Source organism: Citrobacter sp. Igbk 16 (assembly GCF_028069755.1).
Classification (GTDB): Bacteria; Pseudomonadota; Gammaproteobacteria; order Enterobacterales; family Enterobacteriaceae; genus Citrobacter.
The window spans coordinates 21,449-32,696 of the sequence record NZ_JANEWJ010000043.1; the positions used below are offsets into that span (position 1 = coordinate 21,449).

Genomic DNA, 11,248 nt, shown 5'->3' on the forward strand with positions numbered 1-11,248 from the left:
GTAAAGATAATGTAAACAACATGCCTGTGAAGCAAAGGTTGCGCAAGAGATATGGATCGTATAATTGAAAAATTAGATAGCGGCTGGTGGATTGTCAGTCATGAGCAAAAGTTGTGGTTACCTCATGGCGAGCTACCTTACGGCGACGCAACCCGTTTTGATTTAGTCGGGCAGCGCGCCCTGCCAATAGGCGAATGGGAAGGGGATACTGTCTGGCTGGTGCAGCAGCCGCGTCGGCATGATATGGGCTCAGTGCGCCAGGTTATCGACCAGGATGTGGGTCTGTTTCAACTGGCCGGACGTGGCGTGCAACTGGCTGAATTCTACCGCTCGCATAAATTCTGCGGCTACTGCGGCCATCCCATGCACCCGAGTAAAACAGAGTGGGCGATGCTCTGTAGCCACTGCCGTGAACGTTATTACCCGCAAATTGCTCCCTGCATAATCGTCGCTATTCGCCGTGATGACACCATCCTGCTTGCTCAGCATGTTCGCCATCGTAATGGCGTGCATACCGTGCTGGCGGGTTTTGTTGAAGTTGGGGAAACCTTAGAACAGGCGGTGGCGCGTGAAGTGATGGAAGAGAGCGGCATTAAGGTGAAAAACCTGCGCTATGTCACTTCCCAACCCTGGCCGTTCCCGCAATCTTTGATGACCGCATTTATGGCAGAGTATGATAGTGGTGAGATTGTTATCGATCCGAAAGAGCTGCTGGAAGCGAATTGGTATCGCTACGACGATTTACCGCTCTTACCGCCGCCGGGTACCGTCGCGCGCCGGCTGATCGAAGATACCGTGGCGATGTGTCGGGCTGAGTACGAGTAAAGAACGAGTAATGATACACTGACGGTCTGACGCTAAAAGGAAGATAAAAATGACCGAACTGAAGAACGATCGTTACCTGCGTGCGCTGCTGCGCCAGCCCGTTGATGTGACTCCGGTATGGATGATGCGCCAGGCGGGCCGCTATTTGCCGGAGTACAAAGCCACTCGTGCCGAGGCGGGCGACTTCATGGCGCTGTGCAAAAACGCCGAGCTGGCCTGTGAAGTGACGCTGCAGCCGCTGCGCCGCTATCCGCTCGATGCAGCGATCCTCTTTTCGGACATTCTGACTATCCCGGATGCAATGGGGCTTGGGCTCTATTTTGAAGCCGGGGAAGGCCCACGTTTTACCTCTCCTGTCACCAGTAAGGCTGATGTGGAAAAACTGCCCGTTCCAGACCCGGAAGATGAGCTGGGCTACGTCATGAACGCAGTGCGTACCATTCGGCGTGAGCTGAAAGGTGAAGTACCGCTGATCGGTTTCTCCGGCAGCCCGTGGACGCTGGCGACCTATATGGTTGAAGGTGGCAGTAGCAAAGCATTTACCGTGATTAAAAAGATGATGTATGCCGATCCAAAAGCGCTACATCTGTTGCTTGATAAGCTGGCGAAAAGCGTCACCCTGTACCTTAACGCGCAGATTAAAGCAGGTGCGCAGTCGGTGATGATTTTCGATACCTGGGGCGGTGTGCTGACCGGTCGCGACTATCAGCAGTTCTCTTTGTATTACATGCATAAAATTGTCGACGGGCTGCTACGTGAAAACGACGGTCGCCGTGTCCCCGTGACGCTGTTTACCAAAGGTGGCGGTCAGTGGCTGGAAGCGATGGCGGAAACCGGCTGTGATGCGCTGGGTCTTGACTGGACAACTGACATTGCTGACGCGCGTCGCCGCGTAGGCCATAAGGTGGCGCTGCAGGGCAATATGGACCCGTCGATGTTGTATGCGCCACCGGCGCGTATCGAAGAAGAAGTGGCAACGATTCTGGCTGGATTCGGTCAGGGCGAAGGTCATGTCTTTAACCTGGGTCACGGTATTCACCAGGACGTGCCGCCGGAACATGCGGGTGTCTTCGTGGAGGCGGTACATCGGTTGTCGGCGCAGTACCACCGTTAAGGAACCGATATGGATCTCGCGTCGCTTCGTGCGCAGCAGCTTGAGCTGGCCTCTTCGGTTTCCCGAGAGGATCGCCTTGAAATCAATCCGCCGGTTCTGATCGGTGGAGCGGATGTCGGGTTTGAGCAGGGCGGTGAAGTGACGCGGGCTGCGATGGTCCTGCTGAAATATCCCACGCTGGAGCTGGTTGAATACAAAGTGGCGCGTATTGCTACCACCATGCCGTATATTCCCGGCTTTCTCTCCTTTCGCGAAACTCCCGCGCTGATGGCCGCCTGGCAACAGCTGTCACAAAAGCCGGACCTGCTGTTTGTCGATGGACACGGCATTTCTCATCCTCGCCGCCTGGGCGTCGCCAGTCATTTTGGTCTGCTGGTGGATGTCCCGACGATTGGTGTGGCGAAAAAAAGGCTGTGCGGCAAGTTTGAACCTCTCGCCGCCGAACCCGGTGCATTAGCGCCGCTGCTGGATAAAGGCGAGCAGTTGGCCTGGGTCTGGCGCAGCAAAGCACGCTGTAATCCGTTGTTTATCTCTACGGGTCACCGCGTGAGCATGGACAGTGCCCTGGCGTGGGTGCAGCGCTGTATGAACGGCTATCGTCTGCCAGAACCAACACGCTGGGCGGATGCCGTAGCATCTGAACGCCCGGCTTTTACGCGGCTTGCAGCAAAAACGGCCCATATCGGGTAAACTGCCGCTAATTTCCGTATTTGAGAACTCATCATGTTACAAAACCCGATTCACTTGCGTCTGGAGAAGCTGGAAAGCTGGCAGCACGTTACGTTTATGGCCTGCCTGTGCGAGCGCATGTATCCCAACTACGCGATGTTTTGCAAGCAAACTGAATTTGGTGATGGCCAGATTTATCGTCGAATCCTGGATTTGATTTGGGAAGCGCTGACGGTTAAAGATGCCAAAATCAATTTCGACAGCCAACTGGAAAAGTTTGAAGAGGCTATCCCGTCGGCAGATGATTACGATCTGTATGGTGTTTATCCTGCGATTGATGCCTGCGTGGCATTAAGCGAACTGATGCATTCACGTCTTAGCGGTGAAACGCTGGAACACGCCATTGAAGTCAGTAAGGCTTCAATTACCACAGTAGCGATGCTGGAAATGACCCAGGCCGGTCGCGAAATGACCGATGAAGAGCTAAAAGAAAACCCTGCCGTTGAGCAAGAATGGGATATCCAGTGGGAAATATTCCGACTTTTGGCTGACTGTGAAGAACGCGATATTGAGCTGATAAAAGGGCTGCGAGCAGACCTGCGCGAGGCTGGCGAGAGCAATATTGGTATAAATTTTCAGCAATGACACAACAAAACGTGATTTAACGCCTGATTTGTCGTGCCTGAAGGCTTCCCATCCGCCCCCCGTCTGGTCTACATTTGGGGGGCGAAAAAAAGTGGCTATCGGTGCGTGTATGCAGGAGAGTGCTTTTCTGGCATTTCCGTCGCACTCGATGCTTAGCAAGCGATAAACACATTGTAAGGATAACTTATGAACAAGACTCAACTGATTGATGTAATTGCAGACAAAGCAGAACTGTCTAAAACACAGGCTAAAGCTGCTCTGGAATCCACTCTGGCTGCTATTACTGAGTCTCTGAAAGAAGGCGATGCTGTACAACTGGTTGGTTTCGGTACCTTCAAAGTGAACCACCGTGCTGAGCGCACTGGCCGCAACCCGCAGACCGGTAAAGAAATCAAAATCGCCGCAGCTAACGTACCGGCATTTGTTTCTGGTAAAGCACTGAAAGACGCGGTTAAGTAATTCGCGTGGCAGTGAACAGTTTTAACGAAGGGGCGGTTTCGCCCCTTTTGTCCATCTGGCGTCATACGCTCTGGCTTTCAGGTGTGCTGTTGCTGTCGGCCTGTAGTCGCCATTCCGAGCTTCCTCCGTTCACGGCCAGCGGTTATGTTGGCGAGCAGGGGGCGGTGCGTGTCTGGCGTAAAGATTCCAGTGACGATGTTCACTTGCTCTCGGTATTGAGTCCGTGGCGTAACGGCGACACTACCACCAGTGAATACCGCTGGCAGGGAGATATGCTCTCTCTGATAGAACTTAATGTTTACAGTAAACCGCCGGAACATATTCGCATCCGCTTTGATGACCGCGGCGAACTGAGTTTCATGCAACGTGAAGTTGCCGGACAAAAGCAGCAGCTTTCCAGCGATCAAATTGCGTTGTACCGCTATCGTGCCGATCAAATCCGCAAGACCAGCGATGCGCTGCGTCAGGGACGGGTGATCTTACATCAGGGACGCTGGCATGGCGCCGAACGCACGGTGACTACGTGTGAAGGCGAGACCATTAAGCCCGATTTAGATTCGTGGGCGATAAACCATATTGAGCGCCGCCAGAGCCGCTCGTCAGTCGATGTGAGCGTGGCATGGCTGGAAGCGCCCGAAGGGTCACAGTTGCTGCTGGTTGCCAATGAGGATTTTTGTCACTGGCAGCCGAAAGAGAAAACATTTTAACGCCGGATGATGACGCAAATGCGCCTTATCCATCTGTAGGCCTGATTAGCATAGCGCCATCAGGCACTAAGTCCTTTACCAGTGCCCCATCCCCATATGACCACCGCCGCGATAGTTACCACCGCATCCGCCGTAGCCCATTCCGGCTCCACGAGGTATACCCGCCTGTGCCATTGCGACATCGCGCTTAACGCGCTGCTCATCCAGCGATTGATTCAACGCCTCCATCTCTTTTGCTACCGCATTAATTTTTGCCGTGTCTGGCGAACTGGCTGTTAGCAACGCATTGTATTCGTAGCGTTTAGATGTCAGTTGTTGGCGTAAGGTGCTGGTCTGCGCGTAGTAATCATCATAGATTTTCTGAGCCGCCGCCTGTTGTTCGGTGGTCATAGGCGTACCGCCACGTTGCTGCATACCATCACCATACCCCCAGTGATGTTGTGCCAGCGCCGGGGTAGAACCCAGAGCAATCAGCGAGAGTACAATCAGCGCCAGTTTATTATTCCGTTTCATCATTCGTTCTCCTGTTGGTTATCTTACATTCCTTATTGCATCATCCGTGCCAGACTGGAGGCCCCCGTTCTGCAGGCATCACGCGTGGTGTGCCTGGTGCAAAGTGAGTAAAAATGACTCGCCCGAGCGTAACCAGCGGGTCATTTTTACCCGCTGACTTTCAGCGGTTTGTGTCCGAGGGCAGGGTTATCAGGGGTAAAAAATGGCATGATTTCTGCTGTATACCTGAAACGAAGAAAGGACACGGTGGGAAAGGAAGTGCATATGCGTCTGTATAAAGACACGGCGGCAAAGTGGCTGAGCAGATTCTTGCTGGCGGCAATCCTGATTTTAGTTGGCTGGTTTTCTATCATGACCATTCGGGATTATGGCCGCGAAAGTGACGCTGCCCGGCAAACGCTGCTGGAAAAAGGGAGTGTGCTGATTCGTGCCCTGGAGTCCGGTACGCGTGTGGGCATGGGTATGCGCATGCACCATGCTCAGCAGCAGACGCTGTTGGAGGAAATGGCCGTGCAGCCGGGCGTATTATGGTTTGCTGTTGTGGATGAGCATGGTGTGATCATGGCTCACAGTAATTCTGCGATGGTTGGAAAGTCACTCTATACACCGGATGTCCTGCGGCAGTTAAAGCCAGAGGAACAAGAACGCTGGCGGAATATTGAAATTCCAGCGAGGGATGGTGAAAAAACGCCAGCCCTGGAAATTTATCGCCAGTTTCAGCCACTGTATGGTCCTGGGCGACATGGCATGGCGCGTTGTGCCAGCAATGACGGACAGATAACCACGCCTTCACAAACCATTTTTATCGCCTTTGATGCCAGCGATCTGGCGGCGACCCAGGCAAGAGAGTGGCGTAACACGCTGATTGTCCTCTCTGCGCTGGCGGCTGTACTGCTGGCAACGGTACTTACATTTTTCTGGTACCAGCGCTATCAGCGTTCGTACAAGGAATTGCAGGATGCGATGAAGCGGAAAGAAAAACTGATGGCGCTTGGGCATCTGGCGGCAGGGGTTGCACATGAAATTCGTAATCCGCTGTCTTCCATCAAAGGTCTGGCGAAGTATTTTGCCGAACGTACTCCGGCAGGAGGCGAGTCACACGAGCTGGCGCAGGTCATGGCGAAAGAGGCAGACCGCTTAAATCGGGTGGTGAGCGAACTCCTTGAACTGGTGAAACCCGCGCACCTCGCGCTCCAGAAAGTGGATCTCAATGAGGTCATCACTCACTCATTGCATCTGGTAAGTCAGGATGCTCAAAGTCGGGAAATTCAGCTACGGTTTACGGTACATCCTGCACTGCCAACTATTCAGGCCGATCCTGACCGGCTAACGCAGGTCCTGCTGAATCTGTATCTGAACGCCATTCATGCGATTGGCCACCAGGGCACGATTACGGTTGAAGTGAGTGAATGCAGTGCCGAACGCGTTAAAATTGTGGTTGCCGATAGCGGAAAGGGGATTGCACCTGAGCAGCTGGAGGCGATATTTACACCTTACTTTACGACCAAAGCCGATGGTACGGGGCTGGGGTTGGCGGTTGTGCAGAACATTATCGAACAGCATGGTGGAACCATTCAGGTGGCAAGCGTTGAAGGCAAGGGAGCGGTCTTTACTCTCTGGCTGCCGACGAAAGCGAAACAACAGGATTAACAAGGATGACGCGCGGAAAAATCGATATTCTGGTGGTGGATGACGATATCAGCCACTGCACTATTTTACAGGCGCTGCTACGTGGCTGGGGTTATGAGGTCGCGCTGGCCTATAGCGGGCGCGCGGCGCTGGAGCAGGTGCGTGAACATGTTTTCGATCTAGTGCTATGCGATGTGCGCATGGCGGAGATGGACGGCATCGAGACGCTCAAAGAGATCAAGGCGCTGAACCCAGCTATTCCAGTGTTGATTATGACGGCTTTCTCCAGTGTGGAGACCGCCGTAGAAGCACTGAAAACCGGTGCGCTGGATTACTTAATCAAACCGCTGGATTTTGACCGTCTGCAGGACACGCTGGAAAAGGCACTGGCACATACGCGGGAAAGTGGTGCGGAACTGCCGTCGGCAACGGCTGCGCAGTTTGGCATGATTGGTAGAAGCCCGGCGATGCAGCAACTGCTTAATGAGATTGCGATGGTGGCCCCGTCGGACGCCACAGTACTTATTCATGGCGATTCCGGGACGGGGAAAGAGCTGGTGGCTCGGGCACTGCATGCCAGCAGCGCGCGCAGTGAGAAACCACTGGTGACGCTCAACTGTGCGGCGCTTAATGAGTCGCTGCTGGAGTCCGAGCTGTTTGGTCATGAGAAAGGTGCTTTTACCGGTGCGGATAAACGCCGGGAAGGGCGCTTTGTTGAAGCCGATGGCGGCACGTTATTTCTTGATGAGATTGGCGATATCTCACCGTTGATGCAAGTTCGCCTGCTGCGAGCGATTCAGGAGCGGGAAGTTCAGCGTGTTGGCAGCAACCAGACTATTGCAGTTGATGTTCGGCTGATTGCCGCCACGCATCGCTGCCTTGCGGAAGAAGTCAGCGCCGGGCGCTTTCGTCAGGATCTCTACTATCGCCTGAACGTCGTCACCATTGAAATGCCTGCCTTACGCCAGCGTCGGGAAGATATTCCGCTGCTGGCTGAGTATTTTCTCCAGCGCTTTGCCGAACGTAACCGCAAAGCGGTGAAAGGCTTTACGCCACAGGCGATGGATCTGTTGATCCACTATGATTGGCCGGGGAACATTCGCGAGCTGGAAAATGCGATTGAACGGGCGGTAGTGTTGCTGACGGGGGAATATATCTCTGAGCGTGAGCTGCCGATGGCAATCGCAGCAACACCGATAAAAGCAGAGTTCAGTGGTGAGATCCAACCGCTGGTGGATGTTGAAAAAGAGGTGATCCTGGCGGCGCTGGAAAAAACGGGCGGCAACAAAACAGAAGCCGCCCGTCAGTTAGGTATTACTCGCAAAACGCTGCTGGCGAAAATTTCGCGTTAGCGCTGCTCGCGTTCAATGGCGCGCCAGCCGATGTCGTTACGGCTAAAACTGCCATCCCAGCGGATATCGGTCATTAAGGCATAAGCGCGTTTCTGTGCTTCGGCAACGGTATGCCCCAATGCGGTGGCGCACAGTACGCGACCGCCGTTGGTCAGCACGCGATCGTCATCTGACAATTTCGTACCCGCATGGAATACTTTAGCGCCTTCGATTTCTTCTAACGGCAAACCGTGGATCTCATCACCCGTGTGGTAGTTGCCAGGATAACCGCCCGCGGCAATGACCACGCCCAAAGAAGCACGCTCATCCCACTCGGAGGTTTTCTCATCCAGTTTGCCGTCACAGGCTGCGAGGCACAGATCGACCAGATCCGATTTCATGCGCAGCATGATCGGCTGGGTTTCCGGATCGCCGAAGCGGCAGTTGAACTCGATAACCTTTGGATTACCCTGTTTGTCGATCATCAGACCCGCATACAGGAAACCTGTGTAGGTATTCCCTTCCGCCGCCATACCTTTTACCGTTGGCCAAATAATGCGTTCCATGGTGCGCTGATGCACTTCATCAGTTACCACCGGTGCTGGTGAGTAAGCCCCCATACCGCCGGTGTTCGGGCCGATATCGCCGTTACCTACGCGTTTGTGGTCCTGGCTGGTGGCCATCGGCAGCACGTGCTCACCGTCGACCATCACGATAAAGCTCGCTTCTTCACCGTCGAGGAACTCTTCGATAACAATGCGGTGGCCCGCGTCGCCAAAGGCGTTACCCGCCAGCATATCGTGTACGGCGGCTTCTGCTTCTTCGAGAGTCATCGCGACGATAACGCCTTTACCGGCTGCCAGGCCGTCGGCCTTAATCACAATCGGCGCGCCTTTCTCACGCAGATAGGCCAGCGCGGGTTCGATCTCGGTGAAGTTCTGATACTCCGCCGTCGGGATGTTATGACGAGCAAGGAAATCTTTGGTGAAGGCTTTAGAACCTTCCAGTTGTGCTGCACCTTTGGTTGGGCCGAAGATCTTAAGATCTGCGGCGCGGAAGGCGTCAACCACGCCTATCACCAGCGGTGCTTCCGGGCCGACAATAGTCAGATCGATCTTCTCGTTTTGGACAAAGCTCAGCAGCGCCGGAATATCGGTCACACTGATGGCCACGTTTTGTAGTGCAGGCTCCAGTGCGGTTCCGGCATTACCCGGTGCGACAAAGACGGTGGAAACCTGTGGAGACTGAGCCGCTTTCCACGCCAGGGCGTGCTCGCGCCCACCGTTACCAATGACTAATACTTTCATCGTCTGCTCCGTGAATTAATGGCGGAAGTGGCGCATGTCGGTGAAGATCATCGCGATGCCATGTTCATCGGCAGCGGCAATCACTTCGTCATCGCGGATAGAACCACCAGGCTGGATAACGCAGCTCACGCCAACGGCAGCTGCGGCATCAATACCGTCGCGGAACGGGAAGAAGGCGTCGGAAGCCATGGCGGAACCTTTCACTTCCAGACCTTCATCACCGGCTTTAATCCCTGCGATTTTGGCGGAGTAAACGCGGCTCATCTGGCCTGCGCCTATCCCGATGGTCATGTTCTCTTTGGCATAGACAATGGCGTTGGATTTCACGAACTTCGCCACCTTCCAGCAGAACAGCGCATCGCGCAGTTCCTGCTCGGTCGGCTGGCGTTTGGACACCACGCGCAGGTCACCTTCGGTCACCATACCTAAGTCGCGATCCTGCACCAGCAGGCCGCCGTTCACGCGTTTGAAGTCGAGGCCCGGCACGCGCTGTGCCCACTGGCCGCAGGTCAGGACGCGAACGTTTTGTTTAGCGGCGGTGATCTTCAGCGCTTCTTCAGTTGCTGATGGGGCGATAATCACTTCCACGAACTGGCGGGAGATGATGGCCTGCGCGGTTTCAGCATCCAGCTCGCGGTTAAAGGCAATGATGCCGCCGAACGCGGAGGTCGGGTCTGTTTTGTAGGCGCGATCATAGGCATCAAGAATAGAGGTGCTTACCGCGACGCCGCATGGGTTCGCGTGCTTAACGATAACACAGGCCGGTTCGCTGAACTCTTTCACACATTCCAGGGCGGCATCGGTATCAGCGATGTTGTTATAGGAGAGCGCTTTGCCCTGTACCTGCTGCGCCGTTGCCACTGACGCTTCTTTGACGTTCTCTTCTATATAGAAGGCTGCCTGCTGGTGGCTGTTCTCACCGTAGCGCATATCCTGCTTCTTAATGAAGTTCAGGTTCAGCGTACGCGGGAAGCGACCGGCGGCTTCTTTGCTTTCGCCGTGGTAAGCCGGAACCATGCTGCCGAAGTAGTTGGCAATCATGCTGTCGTAGGCGGCGGTGTGTTCGAAAGCTTTAATCGCGAGATCGAAACGGGTGTCGAGGGTCAGAGAGCCTTCGTTGGCATCCATCTCTTTAATAATGGCGTCGTAGTCGCTGCTCTTCACCACGATGGCAACATCTTTATGGTTCTTGGCTGCGGAGCGCACCATGGTCGGGCCGCCGATATCGATGTTCTCTACTGCATCTTCCAGCGAGCAGCCTTCACGGGCAACGGTCTCGGCGAACGGATACAGGTTAACGACAACCATATCGATAGGGGCAATGTGGTGCTGTTCCATAATGGCATCGTCCTGGCCGCGACGACCGAGGATGCCACCGTGTACTTTTGGATGCAGGGTCTTTACGCGTCCATCCATCATTTCCGGGAAACCGGTGTAATCGGAAACTTCGGTCACTGGCAGACCTTTCTCTGCTAACAGGCGTGCGGTGCCACCTGTAGAAAGCAGCTCCACACCACGTGCGGAAAGTGCCTGAGCGAATTCGATGATACCGGCCTTGTCAGAAACACTGAGCAGAGCGCGGCGGACTGGACGACGTTGTTGCATGGTAAATCCCCTGGATTTGACTATTACAGAGAGCGTTAGGTGAATTCTTGCGTAAAAACTCAGCTAACGCCCCTTACGGGGCATCCTTGTTGTGCGGTGGCATTGTAACGAAAACGTTTGCGCAACGCTCGCGAATTTTTAATTTTCGATTCAGACACCTGCTTCTTCCTATATAACGCCGCTTTGGCAGAGAGATGATCGCAGAAAGGAGGGGGCGGTTTGTGGATAACTCTGTGTGTAAATGGGTATAAGGCAGGCTTTTGCTGTGGAATGCAGCAGTCAGTCATTTTTCTGTCATTTAAGGGTTGCGGGCCACAGGAAACTCCCTATAATGCGCCTCCATCGACACGGCGGATGTGAATCACTTCACACAAACAGCCGGTCCGGTTGAAGAGAAAAATCCTGAAATTCAGGGTTGACTCTGAAAGAGGAAAGCGTAATATA

At 54.2% G+C, this 11,248-nt stretch carries 11 protein-coding genes; 8 read left to right on the forward strand and 3 right to left on the reverse strand.

The window, feature by feature from the left end; genetic code table 11:
• The first annotated feature begins 51 nt into the window (after window positions 1–51).
• The 6 genes from nudC (at window position 52) to NNO03_RS20765 (ending at window position 4,419) form a co-directional block, all read left to right on the forward strand.
• Window positions 52–825: an NAD(+) diphosphatase gene (nudC, locus tag NNO03_RS20740; protein ID WP_271450401.1), complete on the forward strand. Its 774-nt coding sequence runs from the start codon at window positions 52–54 to the stop codon at window positions 823–825.
• 49 nt (window positions 826–874) lie between these two features.
• Window positions 875–1,939: a uroporphyrinogen decarboxylase gene (gene hemE / locus NNO03_RS20745; protein ID WP_271450402.1), complete on the forward strand. Its 1,065-nt coding sequence runs from the start codon at window positions 875–877 to the stop codon at window positions 1,937–1,939.
• 9 nt (window positions 1,940–1,948) lie between these two features.
• Window positions 1,949–2,629 (forward strand): deoxyribonuclease V, encoded by a 681-nt coding sequence (gene nfi, locus NNO03_RS20750; RefSeq protein WP_271450403.1) that lies wholly within the window; start codon window positions 1,949–1,951, stop codon window positions 2,627–2,629.
• 33 nt (window positions 2,630–2,662) lie between these two features.
• Window positions 2,663–3,253: a YjaG family protein gene (locus NNO03_RS20755; protein WP_003842015.1), complete on the forward strand. Its 591-nt coding sequence runs from the start codon at window positions 2,663–2,665 to the stop codon at window positions 3,251–3,253.
• Between the two features lie 186 nt (window positions 3,254–3,439).
• Complete coding sequence (gene hupA, locus NNO03_RS20760) at window positions 3,440–3,712, forward strand: nucleoid-associated protein HU-alpha (protein ID WP_001044509.1); 273 nt, start codon at window positions 3,440–3,442, stop codon at window positions 3,710–3,712.
• Window positions 3,713–3,723: 11 nt separating this feature from the next.
• Window positions 3,724–4,419, forward strand: coding sequence for a DUF1481 domain-containing protein (locus tag NNO03_RS20765; protein WP_271450408.1), 696 nt, complete (start codon window positions 3,724–3,726; stop codon window positions 4,417–4,419).
• Window positions 4,420–4,494: 75 nt separating this feature from the next.
• Here the strand turns inward: NNO03_RS20765 and zraP are convergent, their stop codons facing one another.
• Window positions 4,495–4,932 (reverse strand): zinc resistance sensor/chaperone ZraP, encoded by a 438-nt coding sequence (gene zraP / locus NNO03_RS20770; protein ID WP_271450409.1) that lies wholly within the window; start codon window positions 4,930–4,932, stop codon window positions 4,495–4,497.
• Window positions 4,933–5,196: 264 nt separating this feature from the next.
• Between zraP and zraS the strand changes: the two genes are divergently transcribed.
• On the forward strand, window positions 5,197–6,582 hold the full coding sequence (gene zraS, locus NNO03_RS20775; RefSeq protein WP_271450404.1) for a two-component system sensor histidine kinase ZraS: 1,386 nt from the start codon (window positions 5,197–5,199) through the stop codon (window positions 6,580–6,582).
• A 5-nt stretch (window positions 6,583–6,587) separates the two neighbouring features.
• A complete protein-coding gene (zraR, locus tag NNO03_RS20780; protein WP_271450405.1) occupies window positions 6,588–7,913 on the forward strand; it encodes a sigma-54-dependent response regulator transcription factor ZraR in 1,326 nt (441 codons plus the stop codon).
• On the opposite strand, the gene purD is transcribed toward zraR, so the two are convergent.
• Complete coding sequence (gene purD, locus NNO03_RS20785) at window positions 7,910–9,199, reverse strand: phosphoribosylamine--glycine ligase (protein ID WP_271450406.1); 1,290 nt, start codon at window positions 9,197–9,199, stop codon at window positions 7,910–7,912. The two genes, zraR and purD, sit on opposite strands and share 4 nt — an antisense overlap.
• A 15-nt stretch (window positions 9,200–9,214) precedes the next feature.
• Complete coding sequence (gene purH / locus NNO03_RS20790) at window positions 9,215–10,804, reverse strand: bifunctional phosphoribosylaminoimidazolecarboxamide formyltransferase/IMP cyclohydrolase (protein WP_271450407.1); 1,590 nt, start codon at window positions 10,802–10,804, stop codon at window positions 9,215–9,217.
• Window positions 10,805–11,248 lie beyond the last annotated feature (444 nt).

Excerpts from the sequence above, each read along its gene's own strand:
- zraP (WP_271450409.1), bottom strand. The coding sequence starts at position 4,932 with ATGAAACGGAATAATAAACTGGCGCTGATTGTACTCTCGCTGATTGCT.
- nudC (WP_271450401.1), top strand. The coding sequence starts at position 52 with ATGGATCGTATAATTGAAAAATTAGATAGCGGCTGGTGGATTGTCAGT.
- zraR (WP_271450405.1), top strand. The coding sequence starts at position 6,588 with ATGACGCGCGGAAAAATCGATATTCTGGTGGTGGATGACGATATCAGC.
- nfi (WP_271450403.1), top strand. The coding sequence starts at position 1,949 with ATGGATCTCGCGTCGCTTCGTGCGCAGCAGCTTGAGCTGGCCTCTTCG.
- hemE (WP_271450402.1), top strand. The coding sequence starts at position 875 with ATGACCGAACTGAAGAACGATCGTTACCTGCGTGCGCTGCTGCGCCAG.
- purD (WP_271450406.1), bottom strand. The coding sequence starts at position 9,199 with ATGAAAGTATTAGTCATTGGTAACGGTGGGCGCGAGCACGCCCTGGCG.
- NNO03_RS20755 (WP_003842015.1), top strand. The coding sequence starts at position 2,663 with ATGTTACAAAACCCGATTCACTTGCGTCTGGAGAAGCTGGAAAGCTGG.
- hupA (WP_001044509.1), top strand. The coding sequence starts at position 3,440 with ATGAACAAGACTCAACTGATTGATGTAATTGCAGACAAAGCAGAACTG.
- purH (WP_271450407.1), bottom strand. The coding sequence starts at position 10,804 with ATGCAACAACGTCGTCCAGTCCGCCGCGCTCTGCTCAGTGTTTCTGAC.
- zraS (WP_271450404.1), top strand. The coding sequence starts at position 5,197 with ATGCGTCTGTATAAAGACACGGCGGCAAAGTGGCTGAGCAGATTCTTG.